This is a genomic window from Moorella sp. E306M, from assembly GCF_006538385.1.
Classification (GTDB): Bacteria; Bacillota; DSM-521; order Neomoorellales; family Neomoorellaceae; genus Neomoorella.
On sequence record NZ_BJKO01000001.1, the window covers coordinates 2,961,017 to 2,985,197 of the forward strand.

A 24,181-nucleotide genomic window follows, 5' to 3' on the forward strand; every position below is an offset into this window, starting at 1 on the left:
GCTTTCCGCCTGTACCATCCAGCCCCTTGTCTGCTACATTTCCATAATTCGTGGGGCGGGCGTCAGCCCCCATGAGGGCTTCACTTACAAAACCCTTCAGCCACTTCTTCCGCCCGTCGCCGCGCCCAGGCGTCGGCAGCAAGAACTGCTTCCAGGTCAGTAGCCGCTGTCGGCCGGTGTTCTTCCAGGACCCTGGCTACGACCTGGCTGATGGCTGTCAGCGGTATTCTCCTTGCCAGGAAATACTGGACGGCCACTTCGTCGGCGGCACTTAAAACCGCCGGGTAAGTCCCCCCGGCCCGGCCGGCGCGGTAGGCCAGCTCTAGGCACGGGAAACGTTCCAGGTCCGGCTGGCTGAAATCAAGGTGTCCCAGGGCCGCCAGGTCCAGCACCTGGCTGTCTAAATCCCAGCGTTCCGGCCAGGTCAGGGCGTACTGGATGGGCAGGCGCATATCGGCGGGCCCCAGGTGGGCAAAAAGGGCACCGTCACTGTAGCGCACCAGGGCATGGACGACGCTCTGGGGGTGGATCAAAACTGCAATCTGGTCATAGTCCAGGTTAAAAAGGTGTTTGGCTTCAATGACTTCCAGGCCTTTATTCATCAGGGTGGCCGAATCTACGGTAATCTTCGGCCCCATCACCCAGGTAGGGTGATTTAAAGCCTCCTCCGGGGTAACGGCGGCCATTTCTTCCAAGGTTTTCTCGCGTAAAGGCCCCCCGGAAGCCGTGATGATCACTTGCATCACCCGGCCGCCCTGGCGCAGGCACTGGAAAATGGCGGAGTGCTCGCTGTCGACCGGTATAATCTGGCGTCCCAGAGCACGGGCCCGGCCCATGACCACCTCACCGGCAGCTACCAGGATCTCTTTGTTGGCCAGGGCAATATCCTTACCGGCCTCCAGGGCGGCCAGGACCGCCGGCAGGCTACAGGTTCCCACCATAGCGGCCACTACCAGCTCCACCTCGGCCAGGCAGGCGGCTGCCAGAAGGCCTTCCTCTCCGGCCAGGACCTTGACCTTTAACCCGCTAACCCTGGCAGCCAGTTCCCTGGCCCCTGCCGGGTCCAGGAGGACGGCCAGGCGGGGACGAAACCGCTTTACCTGCTCGGCCAGGAGTTCTACATTTCTGGCGGCTGCCAGGGCGGCAACCCTGAATTGCCCGGGATGGGCGGCTACAACCTCCAGGGTCTGGCGGCCGATGGAGCCGGTTGAACCTAGAACTGCTATCTCTCTGACCACTTATTTAGTCACCCCCTGCCGGGAACGCGAAAAAGCCTTTAAGACTACCAGCGTCATGGGCCCAATGACCAGACCGGCAATCCCCAGAAGCTTCAAGCCGGTGTACAGGGCAATCAAGGTTGTCAACGGGTACAGCCCCAGGCTGACGGCCACCAGTTTGGGTTGCAGTACCTGGCGCAGGATAATGATAAAGGCATACAGGGTTAAAAGGGCCAGCCCCAGGCCATAATGGCCCAGGATAAATTCGACAATGATCCAGGGAATGAAAACCGTTCCCGGACCAACAATGGGCAACAAATCGGCCAGGCCGATTAAAAAGGCCAGGGTTAGGGCATAATCAACTCTTAAAATTAAAAGCCCGATAATACTCTGGGTCATCTGCAGGCTTACCAGTAAAATTTCTGCCCGCAGGTAACCGATAATAGCCTGGCTCAAGGAGCTGAAAACCTTGCTCATCCGTTCCCGCCAGGGCGGTGAAACTATCTGGAGCAGGGTGCGGAGGATAAAATCTTTATCCCGGCTGAAAAAGTAAGTGGCCACCAGGGTAATGATCAGCGAAATAAAGAGTTCCGGTAGGGAACTGATAAAAGCTATCAGCCACTGGACCGTAAGGCCAAGCAGGTTCTTCAGCCAGGCAACCGCATTGTCCAGGAAGGACTGCAGGGTATTCAAGACTTCAACGGGCAGGTTACCCGCAAAATAAAAACTCTGGAGGCGGGTAAAATACTCCTGGAAGGCAGCCCCCAAGGCCCGTGCCTGGGCCGGCAGGGTTAAGGCCAGGCTCTCCAGCTCGACAATCAGGTTGGTCACCAGATAAAAGATAGCTATGCTAAGGATGGCCAGAATAGACAAGAGGGTGATAATTACTGCCCAACCACGGCCTATTTTGAGCTTGCTTTCAATAAAGTTAACAACCGGATCGATGATTGCTGCCAGTAGGGCTGCCAGGGCAAAGGGCAGCACTACCGGTACCAGGGCTCTAATGATTTCCCCGGTAGCGGGTAATATGTAATAAAAAAGCAACAGGAAAAGGAGGGCAGCCATTAAGGCTACCAGTAAAGTTTGAAAGGTTTGTTTAAACCGATCGTCAAAGTTAGCCAAAGGTTTCACTCCATTTTTGGTAAAAAGAAGACCAGATAATAGTATACCACCGGAGCCACCAGGAGCAAACTATCAAAACGGTCCAAAATTCCCCCGTGTCCTGGTAAAAGCCAGCCGCTGTCCTTAACCCCTGCCTGGCGCTTAAAACCCGATTCAATTAAATCGCCAGCTTGGGCGGCAATGGCGGTGAGTATTGCCAGCCCTGCCAGTAACCAGCTATTTAAAGCCGGCAAAATGAGAGGACCCAAAACTTCCGCTACCACTAAAGTTACCAGCAGGCCGCCGATTGCCCCGGCCCAGGTTTTACCGGGGCTGAGGCTGGGCCAGGGGTGACGGCGGCCGAAGATACGGCCGCAAAAATAAGCACCGGTATCATTGGCCCAGGTCATGAGGAAGGTCAGGATGAGGATCGCGGCACCGCCGGGTAAAAGGCGGAGCAAAGGCAGGTAAGCCAGCAGCCCCCCTACATACCAGCTCCCCAGTAAGGTTATGGCCACATCGGCCGCTGCCACGCGGGGAAACAGGGTCAGGAAGAGTAAGAGCATCCCCACTGTTAGTCCAGCACCCGGCCAAGCGACCATCCCCTTATTAAGATATGCTGCCAGGACAAACATCAGCCCCCCTATAATACCGGCCGGGACCAGCGGTTTTAGCTTCAGGCAGGCGGCCAGGTGGTAAAATTCCACCAGCCCGGTAAAGGCCACCAGGATTACCAGCAGGAGGAACCCCCAGCCACCCAGGTAAGCCGCTCCCAGTAATAACGGGATACCCACCAGGGCAACTAAAATTCTGGTGCCTAGCACAATCAACACCACCACGGATCAAATTTTCAGGCCGCCGAAACGCCTTTCCCGCTGCTGGTAAGCCAGCAAGGCCTGGCGTAAATTTTCCCGCCGGAAATCAGGCCAGCAGACATCAGTAAACCATAGTTCGGTATAGGCCAGCTGCCAGAGCAAAAAGTTGCTGAGGCGCATTTCCCCGGAAGGGCGAATTAAGAGATCGGGGTCAGGCAGGTCTCCGGTATAAATGGCACCTTTAAGCACCCCTTCGTCTATATCCTCGGGACGGAGTTTACCGGCCAAAACTTCGCGGGTAATCTGCCGGCAGGCATCCACCAGTTCGGCCCGACCGCCGTAGTTGAGGGCCAGGTTGAGGATGAGCCGGTTGTTGCCGGCCGTTTCCCGGCGGGCTCGGGCCAGTTCTTGCCGGGCCGCTAACGGCAGGGCTTCCAGGCGGCCAATGGCCCGCACCTGGACCCCTTCTTTCTTTAATTCGGGTAATTCCCGGTGCATGTATTCGACCAGGAGGTTCATTAACGCTTCCACTTCTTCCCGGGGTCTTTTCCAGTTTTCTGTAGAAAAAGCATATACTGTAAGGATGGCAATGCCCCAATCAACGCAAGCTCGGACAATATCGCGTAAAGCCTCGACCCCCGCCCGGTGGCCGGCCGCCCGGGGCAGGCCCCTCTTCCTGGCCCAGCGACCATTGCCGTCCATGATAATGGCTACATGGCGCGGTAGCTTGCCTGGTTCGAGTTCCGTATCCTTCGTTGCCTTGGTTGGTCCGGGGCGGAGCCATCTGGTCAGGAAACCAGCCACCAGTTTCCCCCCTAATGCTAGCAGCCTATAAAACAAACCCCCTCAAGGAGGGGGATTGTCGCCATCCTATTCTTCGACGATGGCCTCATTGGGACAGGCTTCTCGACAGGTACCACAATCAGTGCAGAGTTCCGGGTCAATAACATAGGTGTCTTCGCCTTCGGAAATAGCGCCCTGGGGGCACTCATCTGCACAAACGCCACAGGACAGGCACTCTTCTGTTATCCGATGGGGCATAGGTCCTTACACCTCCTTTCACTGGTGGTTAGTATCTACATAAGCCAGGACCAGGTCAACCTGGCCGGCTCCCACCAGGCGCAAACGCACGACGCGGCCCTCTTCTTCCTCACCCGGTAAAGGGCGAAGGGGACCGGTAAAGGAGTAATTATGCACCTGCCATCCGCTAGCTGCCAAGAGCCTTTTGGCTTCAGCGAGGGTTAAGCCCAGGCAGTCAGGTACGGTCAAAGCTAGACCTCCATAATTTCCGCTTCTTTATTGGCCAGGATCTTATCAATGGTCTGGATGTAATTATCGGTTAGCTTCTGGACCCTGTCCTGGGCCCGCTTGACCTCATCTTCCGAAGCAGCTTTATTTTTCTCCTGAGCTTTTAACTTGTCGTTGGCATCCCGGCGGGCATTGCGGACCAGTACCCGGAATTCCTCAGCCTTCTTACGGACCATTTTGACCAGCTCGGTACGCCGCTCTTCTGTTAACTGAGGAATAACAATGCGAATAACGGTGCCGTCGCTGGCCGGCGTCAACCCCAGGTCCGACTTTAAAATGGCCTTTTCCATTTCCGGCAGGATATTGCGGTCCCAGGGTTGGACGACCAGAAGCCGGGCTTCCGGGGCGGAAACCGTGGCCAGCTGGTTAATGGGGGTGGGTGTACCATAATAGTTAACGGTAACCTTCTCTAGCAGGGCCGGATTGGCCCGTCCCGCCCTGATAGAAGCCATCTCGCGGCGTAAGTTCTCGACTGCCTTTTGCATTCTGCTCTCGGCTTCTTTTAAAATTTCCTCCAGCATCACTCTAACCTCCCGACAAAGGTACCGATGGGTTCACCCATGATTACTTTCAGGATATTGCCTTTTTCTTTTATGCCAAAGACAATAATGGGAATGCGGTTATCCATACACAGGGAAGTAGCGGTTGCGTCCATTACTCCCAGGCCACCGTTCAATACTTCCAGGTAATCGAGATCCTTCAACCTCTTGGCATGGGGGTTTATCTCGGGATCGGAATCATAAACGCCATCAACCCGTTTGGCCATTAAAATAACATCAGCTTCTATCTCGGCCGCCCGCAGGGCTGCGGTAGTATCCGTGGAAAAATAAGGGTTACCTGTCCCGGCAGCAAATATAACTACCCGGCCCTTTTCCAGATGCCTGATGGCCCGGCGGCGGATGTAAGGCTCGGCAATTTGGCGCATTTCAATGGCCGTCTGCACCCGGGTATCCACACCCTGGCTCTCCAGGGCATCTTGCAGGGCTAGGGCGTTAATTACCGTCGCCAGCATACCCATGTAATCGGCCGTGGCGCGGTCCATACCCCTGGCACTACCCTTAACTCCCCGCCAGATATTGCCGCCGCCGACAACTATGGCTACATCCACTCCCAGATCCCTTACTTCTTTTATTTGCGCGGCTATAGAAGTGAGGACTTCCTGGTCGATACCAAAACCCTGGGTGCCGGCCAGGGCTTCCCCGCTAACCTTTAGAACTACCCGTTTAAACTTGGGTTGCCCCATACCTGGTATATACCTCCGTAACTCCTGAATACTTTCTACACGTTCCCGAAAAATCCTCTTCACCCGTGGAAAAAAAGAGCACCGCGGTGCCCTTTTTTCTGCCCTTTATTCCTCCGCCTTGATACCTTCGCCTACTTCATAGCGGACAAAACGCCGGACAACAATCTTTTCGCCCAGCTTGGCTACGGCCTCGTTGATAAGGTCCTGAATGGTCCGATCCATATCTTTAATAAAAGGCTGCTCCAGGAGGCAATTATCCTGGAAGAATTTTTCCAGGCGGCCGGCAACAATCCTGTCGATTACTTTTTCCGGCTTGCCTTCATTTAACGCCTGGGCCCTTAAGATTTCCTTTTCTTTGGCCAGGACTTCTTCCGGTACATCTTCCCGGGCTATATACTCAGGCCGGGAAGCAGCTACCTGCATGGCCAGGTCGTGGACCAGTTCCTTAAAGGCGTCGGTCTTGGCGACAAAGTCGGTCTCACAGTTGACTTCAATTAAAACGCCTATCCGGCCCCCGCCATGAATATAAGCATGCACCAGGCCTTCACTGGCTATTTTACCGGCCCGTTTGGCTGCAGTGGCCAGACCTTTCTTGCGTAAATATTCAATGGCTTGCTCCATGTCGCCGCCCGACTCTTCCAGGGCCTTTTTGCAGTCCATCATTCCTGCTCCCGTCCGGTTCCGCAGCTCTTTGACGTCAGCAGCCGAAATCATAACTTCACTCCTCCACTGTTTACTTTTACTGGCAGGTTACAAACTATAACAGCCAGCCGGGTATTGACAGCACGTATACACTATGTAAGCGTAGGTAAAACCTACGCTCAGTAATATTATTCTCCCACGACTTCTTCCGGTTGATCCTGGCCCTGCAGGCCCTCTAAAACGGCGTCAGCCATTTTACTGGTCAGCAAACGGACGGCCCTGATGGCATCGTCGTTACCGGGAATAACGTAATCTATTTCATCAGGATCGCAGTTGGTATCGACAATGGCCACAATGGGTATACCCAGCCGCCGCCCTTCGGCCACGGCAATTCGCTCTTTGCGCGGGTCGATAATAAAGAGGGCATCAGGCAGGTTCTTCATTTCCTTAATGCCGCCCAGATAACGCTCCAGTTTTTCCTTCTCACTGCGTAAACGGGCTACTTCCTTTTTGGGCAGCACCTCAAAAGTGCCTTCTTCTTCCATCCGCTCCAGCTCTTTTAAGCGCTCGATGCGCCGGCGGATGGTCTGGAAGTTGGTGAGCGTCCCTCCCAGCCAGCGTACGTTGACATAAAACATGCCACAGCGCTCGGCTTCTTCTCTGACGGCTTCCTGGGCCTGCTTTTTGGTGCCCACAAAAAGGATTTTGCCCCCGTCGCGGGCCAGGTCCCGGACGAAATTATAGGCTTCTTCAATCTTTTTGACGGTGCGCTGGAGGTCAATGATATAAATCCCGTTGCGCTCCGTAAAAATATACGGTGCCATTTTAGGATTCCAGCGCCGCGTCTGGTGGCCGAAGTGGACACCGGCCTCCAGCAACTGCTTCATGGAAATAATCACTGAACTGCACCTCCTGTAGTTTTAGCCGCCGCTACCTTCATCAGGTCAGGAGGACCTTGGCAAACGGCACTTCTCCTACCTTCCGGTGCGTGTGGAATTAAGCACCAGAGGTTAGTATAGCATAAACCCATGGTGCCCGGCAAGTCATACTCTCAATTTAACGGCGAAGCTTTTCTAACTCCTCCAGCAAGTGATCGTTGAGGATGCGGATATAGGTCCCCTTCATGCCCAGGGACTTGGATTCGATGACGCCGGCACTTTCGAATTTCCGCAGGGCGTTGACGATAACGGAACGGGTTATACCCGCCCGGTCGGCGATCTTACTGGCCACCAGAATACCTTCGTCGCCGTCCAGCTCGGCAAAGATGTGCTCCACGGCCTCCAGTTCGGAGTAAGACAGGGTCGCCAGGGCAACATGGACAGCAGCACGTTTGCGGGCTTCTTCCTCAATTTTGTCGGTTTTGGAACGCAAGATCTCCATACCAACTACGGTGGCACCATATTCGGCCAGGACCAGGTCTTCGTCATCAAAGCGGACGTTAAACTTGGAGAGGACCAGGGTACCCAGGCGCTGGCCGCCGCCGACAATAGGCACGACCGTGGTCAGCTTGTTGTTGAAGACACATTTTTTATCCAGGTCAAAAACGCAGGCGTTGCCTACCTGGCAAAAGTTGGCCTGGGTTTCGTCAATGCGCAGGAGCTGTTCATTGTACTGTTCCGGAAAACGCTCGGACTGGAAGACAATGTCTTCCATAATGTCGCAGGTGAAACCTTCAACAAAGGCATATCCCAGGACGCGGGCATGGCGGCCTACAATGTAAGTGTTGGCTCCCAGGACATCACGCATTACATTGGCCATTTCTTGAAAGTCCACCGGATTACCGGCCGCCCGCTGCAGCAGGCGGTTGATTTTCCTTGACCTTTCCAACAAAGTTTCCATCAACCATCTTCCTTCCCTTAAAGTATATAACTTTGTAAATCGGCATGTTGCATTATGTCGCCCAGCTGTTGCCGGACATAAGTTGCATCGATAACAATCTTGCGTTCCTCCACTTCTGGCGCCCGGAAAAGGAGATCCTGCAAAACCTTTTCCAGGATAGTATGCAGCCGGCGTGCGCCGATATCTTCGCCCTGATTATTTACAGTATAAGCAATATCGGCAATTTCCGCAATAGCATCATCTGAAAAATGCAGTTCTATACCATCTACTGCCAGAAGTGCCGTGTACTGGCGCAACAGGGAATTTCGGGGTTCGGTTAAAATGCGTTTGAAGTCGTCCCGGCTCAAACTTTTAAGTTCTACCCTGATTGGAAACCGCCCCTGGAGCTCAGGGATGAGATCTGAGGGTTTGGCCACATGGAAGGCCCCGGCGGCAATAAAGAGAATATGGTCGGTTTTCACCGGGCCGTACTTGGTCTGGACAGTGGTACCTTCCACAATGGGCAAAATATCGCGCTGGACTCCTTCCCGGGAAACGTCAGGGGCACCCCCTTTTTCCCGCCCGGCTATCTTATCGATCTCATCCAGGAAGATGATCCCATCCTGTTCCACGCGCTGGACAGCTATGGCCGCCACCTCGTCCATATCAATCAGTTTATCGGCCTCCTGCTGGGTGAGGATCCGCCGGGCTTCCGCCACCGTTACCAGGCGCTTGCGCTTGCGCCGGGGGAGCATACTGCCCAGCATATCCTGGAGGTTCATCCCCAGCTCTTCCAGCCCCAGGCCGCCCATAACAAACCCCGGGACGGCATTATCTTCTACTTCCACCTCCACCATCATGTCTTCCAGTTCCTGGCGCTTTAATTTTTCCCTGAAGATGGCTCGCTGTTCGGCGGTATTCTCGTCTTCGGTCGCCATCCCTTCCCCGCCGGCCGATCCCCCACCAAAGAGAACCTCCCACGGGGAACGGCTACCCCTTTCCTTCCCGACCCGGGGGGCGATCAGGTCCAGCAAACGCTTTTCCGCCAGTTTGGCTGCTTTTGCCTCTACTTCAACCCGCTTTTCTATTTTAACCATTCTCACGGCATTTTCTACCAGTTCCCGGATCATGGATTCTACATCACGGCCGACATAACCAACTTCCGTGAAGCGGGTAGCTTCTACCTTTAAGAAAGGCGCCCCTACCAGGCGCGCTAGTCTACGGGCAATCTCGGTTTTGCCTACACCTGTAGGGCCAATCATAATGATATTCTTGGGCAGGACTTCATCGCGTAAATCGGGGCCCAGTTTCTGCCGGCGGTAACGGTTCCTCAGGGCGATGGCCACGCATTTTTTCGCTTCTTCCTGGCCGACAATATAGCGGTCTAACTCGGCTACTATCTGCCGGGGTGTAAGGTCCAAACTTTTCCCCTCCCCTTGGGCATTAGAGTTCTTCTACCACAATATTATTGTTGGTATAGATGCAGATAGAAGCAGCAATCTCCATGGCTTCCCGGACGATGGCACCGGCCTCCAGGTCGGTATGTTTTACTAAGGCCCGGGCTGCCGCCAGGGCATAGGGACCGCCGGAGCCGATGGCGGCGATGCCGTCATCGGGTTCAACTATTTCACCGTTACCTGAAATTACCAAAAGATGATCCCGGTCGGCCACCACCAGCAGGGCTTCCAGGCGCCGTAAAAACCTGTCCGTACGCCATTCTTTCCCCAGCTCTACGGCAGCCCGCTGGAGGTTACCGTGGTATTCCTCCAGTTTGGCCTCAAACTTTTCAAAGAGGGTAAAGGCGTCGGCTACACTGCCGGCAAAGCCGGCCAGGACTTTATTTTGGTATAAACGGCGTACTTTACGGGCTTTATGCTTCATAATGGTATGGCCAAAGGTCACCTGGCCGTCGCCAGCTACGGCCACCTTGCCTTTATGGCGTACGGCTATTACCGTTGTACCTTGCACAGGTTCTACCCCTCACTTCTTTTAGCCCTGGGGTGGGCCTGCTGGTATACTTCTCGTAACCTGGCCTGGCTGAGATGGGTATAGATCTGGGTGGTTGAAAGGTTAACATGACCCAGGAGTTCCTGAACTACCCTAAGATCCGCCCCCCGCTCCAGCATATGGGTGGCAAAACAGTGGCGCAGGGTATGGGGGGAGATACCACTCCTTAATGCCGCCTTCTCGACGTAGTGGTTCAACCGCTCTCGCACGCCCCGCACGGTCAGACGGCCGCCCAGGTGGTTGAGGTACAAAGCTTTTGCTTCCGGCGGGTTGCGACGGGCGGCCAGCGCCGGCCGGCCCCGGGCCAGGTAATCCCGTAAGGCTCTAACAGCCTGGTCACCCAGGGGGACGATCCTTTCCCGCCGTCCCTTGCCCAGAACCCGGGCATAACCGGCCTCCAGGTCAAGGTTTTCCTGGTCCAGGCCGACCAGCTCACTCACCCTTATGCCAGAAGCATACAGGGTTTCCAGCATGGCCCGGTCCCGTAACCCCAGCGGGGTAGCAGCCGGTATGGCCAGTAGTTTTTCCACCTCGGCATAGCTTAAAAAACGTGGTAAACGCTTTTCCCGGCGCGGTCCTGCCAGCAGGGCCGCCGGACTGCTCTCCACCTTTCCCTCCCGGAGCAAGAAGCGATAAAAGGACCGTAAAGCAGCCAGCTTACGGTTCATGCTGCTCTTTTCCCGGCCCAATTGGTTCAGCCATCCTAAAAAACGGCGCACCAGCCAGGTATCAACGTCGCCCGGCCCGGCACCCGGGCCCCGGCGCTCGTACACAAAGGCAGCAAATTGCTCGATGTCGGCCCGGTAGGCGGTAACGGTACAGGGAGAGGCCTGCTTTTCACCTTCCAGGTATAAGATAAACCCTTCCAGCCCTTCTTGAAAGGCAGTACCGATCATACCCTCACTCCCGAACCCTATATATGCTAACATATTCACTTATATAGTGCAAGTCAATTGCCGGAAAATTCACCGAGGCTGAACCATATTTCCAAAGCCCGCTCTGCTAAAGCCCGATTACGCACCTCCCGGGCCTTCACCCGGCGCTCCAGGGGCGGCAGCAGGCCAAAATTAATATGCATGGGCTGCAAGGGGGTATGGGTGGGATCAGTAATATAATGAAGAAGGGCACCGTGGGCCGTAGCCGGCGGCAGGGTAAGGGGTTCCTGGCCCTTGATTAAACGCGCCGCATTGACCCCCGCCACCAGGCCGCTGGCGGCGGACTCAATGTAACCTTCCACGCCGGTTAGCTGGCCGGCCAGGAAAACCTGCGGGTGTTCTTTTAACTGCAGGGTAGGTTTAAGCACCCGGGGCGAATTAATATATGTGTTGCGGTGCATGACGCCAAAACGGACAAACTCCGCCTCTTCCAGGCCGGGGATGAGGCGAAAGACCCGTTCCTGTTCTCCCCACTTGAGGCTCGTCTGGAAACCCACCAGGTTATACAGGGTACCGGCCAGGTTATCCCGCCGCAGCTGCACCACGGCATAGGGCTCCTTCCCGGTAGCCGGGTCTATGAGCCCCACCGGGCGCATGGGGCCGAAGCGCAGGGTATCCGGTCCTCGTCTGGCCATGACTTCCACCGGCATGCACCCTTCAAAAACTACCTCGGGCTCAAATTCATGCCGGGGGTGACGTTCGGCCGTAATTAAGGCCTCGTAAAAGCGCCGGTACTCCTCTTCATTCAAAGGACAGTTGAGGTAGTCTTCCTCCCCCCGCCCGTAGCGGGAGGCCTTGAAAATACGGCTGTAATTTAAAGATTCGGCAGTAACAATGGGTGCCGCCGCATCGTAAAAGTATAGATACTCGGCGCCGGTTAAACCTTTAAGGCTTTCGGCCAGAGCCGGTGAAGTTAACGGTCCGGTGGCAATGATCACCGGGCCCTGTACGGGTATGGCCCGGGCTTCCTCCCGGATAATGGTAATCCGTTCTTCCGCCTCCAGGGCCGCAGTCACCCGGGCGGCAAACTCCTCCCGGTCTACGGCCAGGGCTTTGCCGGCCGGCACGCGGCATTCCTCAGCTACGGCCATAATGAGGGAACGGGCCAGGCGCATCTCCGCCTTTAACAGGCCAGCCGCGTTCTCCAGGGTATCGGCCCGCAAAGAATTGGAGCAGACCAGCTCGGCCAGATAACCGGTACGGTGGGCCGGCGTCATCTTACCCGGCCGCATCTCCCACAGCTCGACTTTAATTCCCCGCCGGGCCGCCTGCCAGGCGGCCTCGCTGCCGGCCAGGCCGCCGCCAATAATGATCAGCTTTTCCGGCAACTTATCGCCTCCGTAAACAAACTATTTAGCCTGCTGGATCTTTTCTTCATAGCCGCATTCCTTGCTGGGGCAAAGCAGGCGTACCCCCTGGCGGGAAGCCTTTTCCACCAGGCGGGTCCCGCAGCGGGGGCAGTTCCGGTTAGTGGGTTTATCCCAGGAAACGTAATTGCACTCCGGGTAGTTCTGGCAGCCGTAAAATTTGCGCCCCCTTTTCGTGCGCCGGGCCACAATTTCTCCCCCGCACCGGGGGCAATTAACACCGATGGTCTCCAGCAAGGGCTTGGTAAAGCGGCACTCGGGAAAGCCGGGACAGGCCAAAAATTTGCCGAAGCGGCCCGTCTTGATAACCAGGTTGCGGCCGCAAAGTTCACATTTTTCTTCGCTGACTTCTTCCGGGAGCTCTATGGTGTCGATTTCCCTTTCGGCTCGTTCCAGGACCCGGCTGAAGGGCTCGTAAAATTCGGCTACTACCTGGCGCCAGGATAATTTTCCGGCTTCAATCTCGTCCAGCTGCTGTTCCATCTGGGCTGTAAATTCGACGTCAATAATATCAGGAAAATGCTCCTTCAGGAGATCCACCACCACCCGGCCCAATTCCGTGGGGATAAACTGTTTTTGCTCCCTGACCACATAACCGCGCTCCAGGATGGTTTCAATGGTCGGGGCATAGGTACTGGGCCGGCCGATACCCAACTCTTCCAACGTTTTCACCAGGGTGGCCTCGGTATAACGCGGCGGCGGTTGGGTAAAGTGCTGTTTGGGTTCCAGGGATTGGAGTTTTAAAACCTCGCCGGTTGCCAGGGCGGGCAGCCTTTGTTCCTGCTCTTTACCTTCACCGTCGCTACCTTCCTGGTAAACCCGTAAGTATCCCGGAAACTTAACTACCGAACCGGTAGCGCGGAAAAGGCAAGGACCGGCGCTAATTTTCACTGTCATGGTATCCATTACGGCAGCCTGCATCTGGCTGGCCACAAAGCGCTCCCAGATTAGATTGTAGAGGCGGAACTGGTCCCGGGTCAGGACATTTTTCAAGGCTTCTGGTTCCCGCCAGACGGAAGTGGGCCGGATGGCTTCGTGGGCATCCTGGATATCCTTACGGCCTTTAAACTGCCTTAAGTCCTCCGGGACATACTCGGGGCCAAAGCGCTCCATGAGAAAGTCCCGGGCTTCCAGCTGGGCGACGCTGGCAATACGGGTGGAATCGGTACGGATATAGGTTATCAGGCCGACAGGACCTTCACTGCCACCCAGGTCAATCCCCTCGTAGAGCTGCTGGGCCACCTGCATGGTTCGCCTGGCGGTGAAATTCAGTTTGCGAGAAGCCTCCTGCTGCAGGGTACTGGTGGTGAAGGGAGGCGCCGGGTTCTTGCGCCGTTCCCGCTGCTTGACCTCAGTTACGACATAGCTAGCCCCTTCCAGGGCTGCCAGGATGGCCTGCATTTCGCCTTCATTTTTAATCTTCGGCTCCTCACCGGCATACTTAAAGAGTTTCGCTGGGAAAGCCTCGCCGTCACCGCCGGCCAGCAACCAGGCTGTCAGGCTCCAGTATTCTTCCGGCTGGAAGGCTTCGATTTCCCTTTCCCGGTCGACAATCAAGCGCACGGCTACCGACTGCACCCGGCCGGCACTTAAACCTTTACGTACCTTGCGCCACAGGAGGGGGCTCAAACGGTACCCCACGACACGGTCCAGCACCCGCCGGGCCTGCTGGGCATCGACCCGGTTTTGATCAATCTCCCGGGGCTTTTTTATAGCTTCCTGGACGGCGTTGCGAGTTATCTCGTTGAACTCGATGCGTACAGGCCCGGGAGGCAGCTCAAGAAGATGCTGCAGGTGCCAGGCAATGGCCTCCCCTTCCCGGTCCGGGTCCGTAGCCAGTAAAACGCGCTGGGATTTCTGCGCAGCGGCCCGCAGTTCCTTGACAATCGCCCCTTTACCCCGGATGGTGATATAGTGGGGCTCAAAACCGTGCTCGACGTCGACGCCAAACTGGCTCTTGGGTAAATCGCGGATATGCCCCATGGATGATTTAATGGTATAGTTCCGCCCCAGGAATTTGCCAATGGTCTTGGCCTTGGCCGGCGATTCCACGATAACCAGCGTATGGGCCAAAAATTTTCCCCCCTAACAGCGCAGGTAAAAACCTCCCGGCAACCGCCGGATTAATTTTCTTATCTCCAGCTGAAGCAGGGCGGTATTCACTTCCCCCGGCGGCAGGCCGGTTGTGGCCATAATGGTATCCAGGTGAACAGGCATAACGCTGAGGGCAGCCATAACCTTTTCCTCGGCGGCCGACAGGGCCACCTCCACCCGGCTTTCCTGCGGGGACAAGGTCCACAGGGATTGGTGCTCATATTCGGCCAGAATATCGGCCACCCCGGTCACCACCCTGGCCCCCTGTTTAATTAATTCATTGGGACCCTGGCTGTAACGGTTGGTGATAGGCCCCGGTACTGCAAAGACGTCGCGGTTCTGCTCCAGGGCCAGGTCAGCTGTAATCAGAGCGCCGCTTTTGGCTGCAGCCTCGACGACCACTGTACCGCTCGTCAGGCCGCTGATAATGCGGTTACGGGCCGGGAAATGGCCGGCCTCCGGCGGCGTACCCGGGGGAAACTCGGAAAGGATGGCCCCATGGTCCATTACCTGATGGTAAAGCTCCCGGTGTTCCGGAGGATAAATAACGTCTACCCCACAACCCAGAATGCCCCAGGTGAGACCGTTCCCCCGGATGGCTCCCCGGTGGGCGGCAGCATCTATGCCCCGGGCCAGGCCGCTGACAACCCCGACGCCGGCGGCGGCAAGACCCGCAGCGAGATCGGCTGCCACTTTAAGACCATAGGCCGTCGCCCGGCGGGTACCGACGATGGCTATTTTCAGGCCTTCCCCCGGCAGCTGGCTGCCCCGCCAGTAGAGGACGGGCGGCGGATCATAAATGCGCTTGAGCTCCAGGGGGTAGGCTGCATCCTCCAGGATCAGGACTCTTATCCCGGCAGTATCTAGTTTAGCCATAATTTTTTCCGGTGTTACCTGGCGGCGCCACTTAATCAAGCCGGTTGCTGCTTTACCCAGACCTTCTACGGCCAGAAGCTCTTTATCCGGTGCCTCCCAGGCAGCGCGGGGGCTGCCGAAAATTTTAACCAGCTGGAGGAACCGGCGAGCTCCCAGGCCCGGCGTCTGCTGGAGGGCTACCCAGAACGGTTTTTCTTCCATGGTTTCTCCCCTGCTTAGTAGTTGTAACAGTTACCTTTCGCGGTCTGGGTGAAATTTCCTGCTACTAGCAGTTTAAGTTACCTGGTTTTTTAAAAGCATATCTATTCTTTACCGTCCCGTCAAGACTGAATTAAAAAAGTCCCCCTGGAGGGACATGAGAGGTGCGGCAGGCCTAAAGGTATGGGAACCCGGAGCCGGGTTCTTGAATACTAGCCCAGGCTCCGGTATAAAATATTGCCTAAATCGGCAGCAGTCGCCTGGCGGGCCGTCCAGGCCAGGCTGCTCGCGTTGGCTGCTGCCAGAGAGGCCATCCTATCCAGCTCTTTAGCTGGAAATTTGGCCAGGGGGGGTAATAAGTGCCGGATCAGTTCCCGAACTTCCTCTATGGAAGCCATCCCCAGGGCCTTAAGGAGATTGTTAACTTTAACCGGTTCTGCCGGCTGGATAAATTCCAGGTAGGCCGCCAACAAATAGCCGTTGGCGCGGCCGTGGGGTATGTCATGGCTGTAGGTTAAAGGATAACCCAGGGTATGGAGGATAGTCGTCCGGGTCTGGGCAATGACCATGCCTCCCAGGGTGGCGGCATACATGAGATCCCGCCTGGCTGCCGGGAGCAAGTTTCCGGCCAGCAGAGCCTCCTTTTGCCCGGCAAAAAGGCGCACGGCTTCCAGGGCCAGGGTGTCGCTTAAAGGGTTGGAGCGCCTGGACAGGTAACCTTCGATGGCATGGGTCAGGGTATCCAGGGCGGTATCTATGGTAATATCACGGGGTAAAGTATAGGTATAGCGGGGGTCCACCAGGGCCACCAGGGGGAAGCAGCGGTCGTCGCTGAAACCCTTTTTTATTTCCTTAGCCGGTAAAGTAAAAACGGCATGCTGGGTAACCTCGCTGCCGGTACCGGCGGTAGTCGGTACTGCTGCCAGCGGCAGCGGGGGCTCCGGCAGGTCGGCCTCGTAAAGCCGGGCTGCCGCTGCTTTGTTGGGTACCAGGAGAGCCACGGCCTTGGCCGTGTCCAGGGGGGACCCGCCGCCAATGCCAATGACCAGGTCAACCCCCTCCCGGCGGGCCAGGTCAACAGCTTGAGCTACTGTCTCCAGGGTCGGGTTGGCCGGTACCTCGTTGAAAACAACCCAGCTTAACCCCAACTTTTTAGCCAGGACTTCAAAATCAGCCAGGGCACCGCTGGCAACGGCGCTTTTGCGACCCGTAACTACGAGGGCCCGTCGGCCCAGCCTGCCGAGTAAATCGCCATGCTCCTTTAATATCCCTTCGCCAAAAAATACCCGGGTAGGCAGGTAAAAGCGGAAGGTCATTTTAATCGCCTCCACAAAGCTCTTTTAATGAATGGGCGCCCAGGGGAGGGCCCTGGGCGTCATTAGGTTAACACGTTTGAAATAACCTAGCGGTCAAAATAAATGTTTTTCCCGGTAGCGGCGATGGGGATACCGGCAATAACGTCGGCATCCATAAGGCCTATCTTTCTGGCTACGACACCAATACGGTACATAATGCGGTTGTCGGCGTTGAGCATTCCCGCCATCTTGGCGGCTGAACCCAGGGCTATCCCCAGGTCCATTAACCGCCAGGCGCAGATCGGCCCGGCAAACTCGGGACCATCATGGATCTTTTCCAGGTCGGCACAGCGGGGAACTCCGCAGGCACCGCAATCCAGGCCGGTTTTAGCAGCATTTTTCAGCCCTACCAGAAGAACGGCATCCGAGCGGCGGACATTATCGCCATCACGGTCAAAGTTCTTTTTCCCGCTCTCCTGGCCATAGCGGACCATAGCCGCGGCCAGCTGCTCCAGGGCTTCCCCCTGGAGGATTTTCAACTCAATAAAGTCTTTGCCGGCGGCCTTGGGCGCCGTCCTGGCGGCAATGGCCATCAGCTCGGCGATTAAACCCATGGCTTGAAATTCAGGCATGCAGGTTCTCCTCCTTTTTATGTTTGAGGCGGGCAGGTAACTCCTGGTTTCACACCAGATAACATGCCCTACCTTAAATAACTTTATAACTAAGCACCCTGTTTCTCCTCCCCCCAGTCCAGGCTGCGGTACTGGATAGCCTCGGCTAGGTGGGCGGCAGCAATTAACTCCGACCCTTCCAGGTCGGCTATGGTCCGGGCCACCTTGAGCAAGCGGTCATGGGCCCGCATGGAGAGGCCCAGCTTGTTAAAGGCATCGCGCAATAGGGTGCGCGCCTGGGGGTCCAGGCGGCAGAATTGATGTACCTGGCGGGAGGACATGGCTGCATTGCAGGTAACGCCTGTACCTTTAAATCTCTCCAGCTGCCTCTGGCGTGCAGTTCGCACCCGCTCCCTAACCACAGCCGAATTTTCCCTGGCGGTCCCGGCCTCAACTTCGCTATAAGTCAGGCGGGGAACTTCCAGGTGCAGGTCTATCCGGTCCAGTAAAGGCCCGGATAACCTTTTCCGGTACTGGACAACCTGGTGGGGGGTGCACAGGCATTCTTTAACCCCATCGCCGTAATATCCGCAGGGACAGGGATTCATACTACCGATTAGAAGGAAATCGGCGGGATAGGTAATGGCGGCCGCCACCCGGGACACGGTGACGACCCGGTCTTCCAGCGGCTGGCGCAGGGCCTCCAGGACGTCACGGCGGTATTCGGCCATTTCATCCAGGAAAAGCACGCCGTGGGTGGCCAGGCTGACCTCTCCCGGTTTGGGAATCCGGCCGCCGCCGATGATGCTGGCCGTCGAGGCTGTATGGTGGGGTGTGCGGAAGGGGCGTTCCGTTATCAGCCCCTGGCCGGGAGCCAGCAATCCGGCGACGCTGTAAATTTTGGTTACGGTAAGGGCCTCTTCATAGGTGAGGGGCGGCAGGATCGAAGGCAGGCTCCGGGCCAGCATGGTTTTCCCCGCCCCGGGACTGCCGATAAGGAGAATATTATGGCCCCCGGCAGCTGCTATTTCCAGCCCCCTTTTGGCAGCTATCTGGCCTTTGATATCGGCCAAGTCCACCCCATTAAAAACCGGGGGTGGGCTATCACCTGTTGCCGGTTTAACTTCCGGTAGCTCCTCATCACCGCGCCAGTAAGCCACCACCTGGGCCAGGCTTTCTGCCGCCAGCACCTTTAACCTGGAGGCCAGGGCGGCTTCATTGGCATTGGCCGCCGGAACAATAAAGGTGGCCCCCGGCTGAAACTCTTGCAGGGCCAAGGCCATGGGCAAAACCCCGGGAATAGGCTGGAGGCTCCCTTCCAGGGAAAGCTCGCCCACAGCATAGATGGCCGCCGCCGGCCCGCTGCCAAGTTCTTCCGCAGCCATCAGGATACCCAGGGCAATAGGCAGGTCATAGATGGGACCCTCTTTTTTAATATCACCAGGGGCCAGGTTAACGATTATCCGGCGTAAAGGAAAGTCAAAGCCGGAGTTTTTAATTGCCGCCCGCACCCGTTCCCGCGCCTCTTTCACGGAGGGGTCCGGCAGGCCTACTATATCAAAAACCGGAAGCCCGCTGCTGATGTCCACCTCTACCCTGACCCCGTGCCCCTCCAGACCCACGAGAACGACGGAATTGACAATGGCTAGCATGGTTAACCCCCCGGTGGTTTTCTCCCCAACTTTTGCTATTCGCCAACAGAACAGGAGTTCCTGCTAAGGTGGGGAAAAAGACTAATCATAAATTACTTCAAGGTCTTTGTCTTTGATACGAATATCGGCCTTTCGCAAAAGTTCGTTAGTATAATCTTCCCAGCGATTTTCCACCATGTACCGGAACTCATCCCCGCGGATTTCCGGGTGTTTATTGCCCCAATCCGCTTTAAACTTTTCCCGTAAACGGCTAATGGGCATTGTCCGCATGAGCCTTTGCACCCGGTATTCTGTTAGCGCTTCCGGACTGGTAAAGCCCATCAATTCCATGAACCTCTTTTCAACCTCTTGCAGCCTTTCTATCTCTTCCTTGGTTTTTGCATCTTTAAGCGCCTCTTTTAGGGTTTCCCGGGAAAGGGTCTCTATTTCCTGGTAACGCTGCCGGGCCTCGTCTATAGAAACTTTATATCCCTCTTTAACCGCTTCCTGGTACAGAACCTCTTCCCGCACCAGCCGGTTAAAAGCCTCATTCTTCTCCCCTGTCATTTCGCTTTGACGTTTTGCCCGCAGGTAGTAACGCTTTTCTTCTGGCGACATCTCGGACCAGTCCCGTCCGGAATTCTTTAGAAACTCGTCTATAGAAACAGTTCCTGATTGAATCCTCATTTCAGCCGTGAATTGCATACTAAGCATTTCTTTTTCCAGGGATTCCTTACTTATTGGTTGACCATTTACAATGGCTACTGCCTCCCCAATTTCTTTTGGCGATGGAGACGATCGGGCGCAGGCTGTAAAGGCGAGGATTGGTAGCAGGGTCATTATAATTAATGTTTTCCTCAACAGTAGCCTTCTTTCGCCGGTGTCCACCTTATCCCCTTCTTTCATAGCGTGAGGATATGAGTAAATCTTCCAGGGCCCCTGCTAACTCGGGATAGCGAAACTGGTAACCCTCCTGCAAAGCCCGGGCCGGGAGCACCCGCTGGCCGGTAAGCAGAAGAGCGGCCATTTCCCCTAAGGCCATTTTCAGCACCCATGCCGGTACTCGCAAACTGGAAGGCCGCTGCAGCACTCTTCCCAGAACCGAGGCAAATTCCTCCATCCGTACCGGTTGGGGTGCGGTAAGATTTAGCGGTCCAGCCACGCTTGTATGCTCGAGGGCCAGTTGGATGATCCCTACAGCATCAACAATGTGAATCCAGGAAACCCATTGCCGGCCGCTGCCCAACGGCCCGCCTAAAAACAAACGAAAAGGGGTAACCATACGCGGCAGGGTTCCTCCTTCCCTGCTCAGGACAATACCGGTGCGTATAGTTACTACCCTCACCCCCAATTCCCCGGCCCGGTTGGCTTCTTGCTCCCAAGCCCGGCAGACTTTAGCTAAAAAATCGTTTCCCGGTGACGATGCTTCGGTCAGTTCTTCGTCACCGCAGGGGCCGTAATAACCGATTGCCGACCCGCTAATGAACACCCGGGGAGGCTTACTCAATCCTTGAAAGCCCTCTACCAATGCCCGGGTTATACCCACACGGCTTTGCATAATAAGCTGTTTTCGCGAAGCAGTCCAGCGCCCGACGCCGATATTCTCCCCGGCCAGGTTGATAACCGCTTCTACACCTTCCAGTGCCTCCAAAGGTACCCCTTCCGCGCCGGGCTGCCACTGGATAAGCTGAATCCCGGAGGGTAACCTACCCCTCGCTTTTGAGGCGTTACGTGAAAGAACTATTAGATCATATCCTGCGTGGAAGAGTGTTGTACAAAGGGAACGTCCTATAAGGCCTGTACCGCCGGTGATTAATATTTTCAAAGCTGACCCACCTTTATTAAGTTATGGCGCTTCTGTAATGCTAAAAGGTTCCCGATCACGGTCGGGTATAATTTTTACACCAGAGGCACCCTCAGGTTCCCCGGTTATCATAACGGCAACCCCAGACATCTCGATAGCTGCCGGACTATGCTCCTCCACCGGGCTCCGCCGGAGTAACGGCCAGGAGGTACATCCCCAGGAATCCCTGACCGGCACTTCCACCGTTATATGATTTCAACTTACCAGCATCTACTATTTTCGTTAATATGGTAGTCATGACGCTTTTTGATGGTTACGCCACGAAAACAGAAAATCCCGCGTAAACCGGGATTGATTTATTGGCTACCTCTGTCAATATTATAGCCGGGCACTCCAATCCAGGTTGAGTTATTGCTCCTGCTAAAGAATAAATTTTTGGCCGCCACACCACCGTCTGCTAAATTAATTTCTGCTTCTCTACTCTGTATCGGTCTGTAATCTATTTACCTGCCAGGCTACAGCCTTGACGATGTCATAACGGCGGACCAGTCCTACTAAAAAGTTTCCCCGTACTACAGGTATTTGTTTGATTTTATGTTCGGCCATCAGCCGGGCGATTTCAAGTATCTCCGTATCCTCTCCTACCGTTATAACCTGTTTGGTCATGAGGTCTTTTACCTTCATTGTCGACAGGGCCTCCGCTTTGACGGCCAGATCGACTTCGTCCCCGGCCGCCCATATAAAATTAAAAAAGTCTACCACCAACGGACGACGGCGCCTTACGGCGGCCATAATGTCGCCGTCGGTAATAATGCCTTTGACGGTATTTTTCTCGTCGACTACCACCGCGCTGGTGACGTTCCTTTCAACGAAGAGGCCCACCACGTCGGTCACCACATCGTCCGGGTGCACGACCGCCACGTCTTTAACCATTATTTCCTCAGCCCTGACCATAACGTAGACCTGGTTCAAAAAACCTAACAATTCTTGACACATCATGTCAATCCTTATTAGGCGGCCTCCCCATGACCAGGCTTTTCGCTCCTTTCGGATTTGATTTGCCTGCCCCTGGGAGCAGGCTGCGCGACAGGGAGACCTCGGCCCCGGGAGTCTCACCCGGACGGGAGAACGGCACTTCACGGGCGCAAGGCGCGGCCTTAAGGAGAACCATAAAAGTTCTCGCCTTGCGTTGACCGTCAAGTGGTCCAGCACTTTATTCTTTCAGGTGCCGGACGCCTCCGCGCGATCTGTTAGATGCGGCCTACCGGTTTGTCCGATACCGGCTAACGGGGTTACCTACTTGATAAAGCGAGCTGCTTCAAGTCATGCCAGACAGAATAAAAGGATTCCTGTTTATAGCGGTCTAAACCGTTATGAACGGAAACCTTTTCGCCCAGCCGCATGATTTGCCGCTTCACCTTTCGGGTCATCCCTTTTCCTTCCCCAGGCAAGGAATTCGCCTTTTGGTTCAGCTTTTCTTTAACGGCTTGGATTTTTTGTTTTAACTCTTTGGTGATGTGTTCTTTAAAACCTATTGCCCGGCGGGCGATTGCCAATGCGGCGGCATGGTGGATAGTTACCCCGTACCGCTCCATGTATTTCCAATAGCCGATGGTGGAAGTGTGGGCCGGCCGGACCGGCTTTACGCCGACGCCTTCTTTGTAGGCTTTACGGATAATAGCTTCGGTTATCTTCCGGTAAGGAAAATTGGCCGCCATGCGATTGAACTTTTTATCGGTGTCCAGCCGGTCTTTGCCGAAGCCCAGGTCTTCTATAGCGATAGATTTGCCTAAAACTTTGGCGATGTTCACCACTACCTGGGCCAGAACGCCGATGAGGTAAGTACGTCTAAAACTGCGGCTGTAAGCCAGTTCCGGTATCTTGAGGTAAAGGAAACCGTTCGGGTGTACTATCGTCTGAAACTCTCCGGCAAATTTGTGCAAGGCTTTGGGATAAGGAACAGTGAAGCCTTCCGGCCAGGGCTCGGGCTGGCCAAAATAATTAACGTTAGCCAGAGCTACCCCATCTGGGTTGGTGTCTATCCCAAGGTAGCCGCGGTTGGGGTCGGTCGCCAATTCAGGCGCCGTCATGGTGAAGGCGATATGGACCCTGTACCGGCCATCCCGGCCTCTAATTAATTCAACGTTATAGGGTGCGCCGGAAAGAAGCAACCCCCATACCTTGAGCCGGTGTTTTTCCGGCAGCCAGAGCTCTCCTTCCACCCGCGGTGCCCTGGTCATTATGGGCCTTCCTTTGCTGTCAGTACCTTTCTGCTCGGATAGATGGGAAATAGTGACTGCCAGGGTAAATCTCCCCTCCTGGTAAGCTACCTTCATGTTGGGGTTGCCGCCTTTAGTTTCGTCGCCCCGGGCGTATAACCGGTTCTGCCGGGTGTGGCGCCATTCTTCCCGGCTGGCCTTGCCCCGGCAGACCTGCCGCCATAAAGAACGTCCCCCAAAAACTACCTTGGGAATAGTGCCGTCAGCTTCATGCTTCTGGAGTTCGACCAGTTTAGCGGCAAGCTTTTGGACCCGGGCCTTACGGCCGTGGAATGCCCGTTTGGCTTTTTCTATTTTTGCAGGATCATTAACCTTAATCGCTTTGTCCAGATCTTTTTCAGCCCAGCGGAGTTTCTTTTTAGCCCGGGCGAGTTTGGCTTCTGTTTCCTCGATTTCTAACGCCAGGAGTTCCTTTTGCGATTCTATGACAGCCCTCGCTTTCAGTATGGCGTCGTCGCAGTAGCGGGAGTTTAAGCCGCATACCCGCTGGCCTTCTTGTTTGAGTTCTTCCCGGGAACGGCCTTCCATAAGCCGGTTGAAGGCCCAGCGCTCGCAGGCGCAGAAAAGCCGCATCTCAGTATCCAGCGGATCTTCATCTCCCCGGCTCCATTTCTTAGACCGAAAAGCAGGGTAAACTTCCGGAAACCACTCGCCGCAGATGGTATACTTGATGTCGCCATTAAGTTCAATCATTCTCTTTTTGTTCTTTCGCTGTTTCTTCATCCAGCTCCACTCCTGCGATTAGTTCCCGAAACCCTTGCCTCACTTTTTTGCCGCCCCTAGCCCCGTACAGCCGGGCTGAAAATGACGTGACTATAGACAGCAAATCCTTCACCAGTTCGCTTTGCGCGTCTTCCGGCTCTTTTTCCGCGATGGTGATTATTTCTACCCCGCAATACCTTAAGTGACGCTCGATATACCCGTAACCGAAACGGGCCAG

General features: G+C 55.5%; 25 protein-coding genes and 1 pseudogene. All 26 read right to left on the reverse strand.

Annotation, left to right across the window (positions count from 1 at the left end):
• Nucleotides 1-80 precede the first annotated feature (80 nt).
• The gene (locus tag FLZ89_RS15320) at nucleotides 81-1,238 is read right to left on the reverse strand and encodes a 1-deoxy-D-xylulose-5-phosphate reductoisomerase (RefSeq protein ID WP_141305237.1); all 1,158 of its coding nucleotides are present in this window, start codon (nucleotides 1,236-1,238) and stop codon (nucleotides 81-83) included.
• Entirely contained in the window at nucleotides 1,239-2,339 is a 1,101-nt protein-coding gene (gene ytvI / locus FLZ89_RS15325) for a sporulation integral membrane protein YtvI (RefSeq protein WP_141264335.1), read from the reverse strand.
• Between the two features lie 5 nt (nucleotides 2,340-2,344).
• Entirely contained in the window at nucleotides 2,345-3,142 is a 798-nt protein-coding gene (locus tag FLZ89_RS15330; RefSeq protein WP_141305355.1) for a phosphatidate cytidylyltransferase, read from the reverse strand.
• Between the two features lie 18 nt (nucleotides 3,143-3,160).
• Nucleotides 3,161-3,937, reverse strand: coding sequence for an isoprenyl transferase (locus tag FLZ89_RS15335; protein WP_172613660.1), 777 nt, complete (start codon nucleotides 3,935-3,937; stop codon nucleotides 3,161-3,163).
• A gap of 66 nt (nucleotides 3,938-4,003) precedes the next feature.
• A complete protein-coding gene (locus FLZ89_RS15340) occupies nucleotides 4,004-4,174 on the reverse strand; it encodes a DUF362 domain-containing protein (protein ID WP_054937938.1) in 171 nt (56 codons plus the stop codon).
• 18 nt (nucleotides 4,175-4,192) lie between these two features.
• Nucleotides 4,193-4,402, reverse strand: a complete 210-nt coding sequence (locus tag FLZ89_RS15345) for a PASTA domain-containing protein (protein WP_141264333.1) — start codon at nucleotides 4,400-4,402, stop codon at nucleotides 4,193-4,195.
• Between the two features lie 2 nt (nucleotides 4,403-4,404).
• The gene (frr, locus tag FLZ89_RS15350; RefSeq protein WP_141264332.1) at nucleotides 4,405-4,962 is read right to left on the reverse strand and encodes a ribosome recycling factor; all 558 of its coding nucleotides are present in this window, start codon (nucleotides 4,960-4,962) and stop codon (nucleotides 4,405-4,407) included.
• Nucleotides 4,962-5,684: a UMP kinase gene (pyrH, locus tag FLZ89_RS15355; RefSeq protein ID WP_141264331.1), complete on the reverse strand. Its 723-nt coding sequence runs from the start codon at nucleotides 5,682-5,684 to the stop codon at nucleotides 4,962-4,964. Before pyrH ends, frr begins: the two co-directional genes overlap by 1 nt.
• A gap of 105 nt (nucleotides 5,685-5,789) precedes the next feature.
• Nucleotides 5,790-6,398: a translation elongation factor Ts gene (gene tsf / locus FLZ89_RS15360; RefSeq protein WP_141264330.1), complete on the reverse strand. Its 609-nt coding sequence runs from the start codon at nucleotides 6,396-6,398 to the stop codon at nucleotides 5,790-5,792.
• A 116-nt stretch (nucleotides 6,399-6,514) separates the two neighbouring features.
• A complete protein-coding gene (rpsB, locus tag FLZ89_RS15365; protein WP_141265215.1) occupies nucleotides 6,515-7,213 on the reverse strand; it encodes a 30S ribosomal protein S2 in 699 nt (232 codons plus the stop codon).
• 169 nt (nucleotides 7,214-7,382) lie between these two features.
• Nucleotides 7,383-8,165 carry a GTP-sensing pleiotropic transcriptional regulator CodY gene (gene codY, locus FLZ89_RS15370; protein ID WP_141264329.1) on the reverse strand — a complete coding sequence of 261 codons (783 nt, stop codon included), beginning with the start codon at nucleotides 8,163-8,165 and terminating at the stop codon, nucleotides 7,383-7,385.
• Nucleotides 8,166-8,182: 17 nt separating this feature from the next.
• The gene (gene hslU / locus FLZ89_RS15375; RefSeq protein WP_141305238.1) at nucleotides 8,183-9,565 is read right to left on the reverse strand and encodes an ATP-dependent protease ATPase subunit HslU; all 1,383 of its coding nucleotides are present in this window, start codon (nucleotides 9,563-9,565) and stop codon (nucleotides 8,183-8,185) included.
• A gap of 22 nt (nucleotides 9,566-9,587) precedes the next feature.
• A complete protein-coding gene (gene hslV / locus FLZ89_RS15380) occupies nucleotides 9,588-10,112 on the reverse strand; it encodes an ATP-dependent protease subunit HslV (protein ID WP_141264327.1) in 525 nt (174 codons plus the stop codon).
• A gap of 5 nt (nucleotides 10,113-10,117) precedes the next feature.
• Nucleotides 10,118-11,047 (reverse strand): tyrosine recombinase XerC, encoded by a 930-nt coding sequence (xerC, locus tag FLZ89_RS15385; RefSeq protein ID WP_141264326.1) that lies wholly within the window; start codon nucleotides 11,045-11,047, stop codon nucleotides 10,118-10,120.
• 53 nt (nucleotides 11,048-11,100) lie between these two features.
• A complete protein-coding gene (gene trmFO / locus FLZ89_RS15390) occupies nucleotides 11,101-12,414 on the reverse strand; it encodes a methylenetetrahydrofolate--tRNA-(uracil(54)-C(5))-methyltransferase (FADH(2)-oxidizing) TrmFO (RefSeq protein ID WP_141264325.1) in 1,314 nt (437 codons plus the stop codon).
• Nucleotides 12,415-12,435: 21 nt separating this feature from the next.
• Nucleotides 12,436-14,526 carry a type I DNA topoisomerase gene (topA, locus tag FLZ89_RS15395; RefSeq protein WP_141264324.1) on the reverse strand — a complete coding sequence of 697 codons (2,091 nt, stop codon included), beginning with the start codon at nucleotides 14,524-14,526 and terminating at the stop codon, nucleotides 12,436-12,438.
• Between the two features lie 12 nt (nucleotides 14,527-14,538).
• Nucleotides 14,539-15,624 (reverse strand): DNA-processing protein DprA, encoded by a 1,086-nt coding sequence (gene dprA, locus FLZ89_RS15400; RefSeq protein ID WP_141264323.1) that lies wholly within the window; start codon nucleotides 15,622-15,624, stop codon nucleotides 14,539-14,541.
• 209 nt (nucleotides 15,625-15,833) lie between these two features.
• Nucleotides 15,834-16,937, reverse strand: coding sequence for an iron-containing alcohol dehydrogenase family protein (locus FLZ89_RS15405; protein WP_141305239.1), 1,104 nt, complete (start codon nucleotides 16,935-16,937; stop codon nucleotides 15,834-15,836).
• 86 nt (nucleotides 16,938-17,023) lie between these two features.
• Nucleotides 17,024-17,548 (reverse strand): ferredoxin domain-containing protein, encoded by a 525-nt coding sequence (locus FLZ89_RS15410; protein WP_141264321.1) that lies wholly within the window; start codon nucleotides 17,546-17,548, stop codon nucleotides 17,024-17,026.
• Nucleotides 17,549-17,637: 89 nt separating this feature from the next.
• Nucleotides 17,638-19,179, reverse strand: a complete 1,542-nt coding sequence (locus FLZ89_RS15415) for a YifB family Mg chelatase-like AAA ATPase (protein ID WP_141264320.1) — start codon at nucleotides 19,177-19,179, stop codon at nucleotides 17,638-17,640.
• 81 nt (nucleotides 19,180-19,260) lie between these two features.
• Nucleotides 19,261-20,064, reverse strand: coding sequence for a hypothetical protein (locus FLZ89_RS15420; RefSeq protein WP_216363914.1), 804 nt, complete (start codon nucleotides 20,062-20,064; stop codon nucleotides 19,261-19,263).
• Entirely contained in the window at nucleotides 20,048-20,983 is a 936-nt protein-coding gene (locus FLZ89_RS15425; RefSeq protein ID WP_141264319.1) for a TIGR01777 family oxidoreductase, read from the reverse strand. The genes FLZ89_RS15420 and FLZ89_RS15425 overlap by 17 nt, the downstream gene beginning before the upstream one ends.
• Before the next feature lie 145 nt (nucleotides 20,984-21,128).
• Entirely contained in the window at nucleotides 21,129-21,260 is a 132-nt protein-coding gene (locus tag FLZ89_RS16345) for a hypothetical protein (RefSeq protein ID WP_256369527.1), read from the reverse strand.
• Nucleotides 21,261-21,439: 179 nt separating this feature from the next.
• Complete coding sequence (locus tag FLZ89_RS15430) at nucleotides 21,440-21,961, reverse strand: CBS domain-containing protein (protein WP_253256517.1); 522 nt, start codon at nucleotides 21,959-21,961, stop codon at nucleotides 21,440-21,442.
• Nucleotides 21,962-22,254: 293 nt separating this feature from the next.
• A complete protein-coding gene (locus FLZ89_RS15435) occupies nucleotides 22,255-23,964 on the reverse strand; it encodes an IS200/IS605 family accessory protein TnpB-related protein (RefSeq protein WP_141305240.1) in 1,710 nt (569 codons plus the stop codon).
• Nucleotides 23,927-24,181 (reverse strand): annotated as a pseudogene (locus FLZ89_RS15440) (IS607 family transposase); the annotation flags it as partial. The pseudogene FLZ89_RS15440 and the gene FLZ89_RS15435, both read right to left, overlap by 38 nt.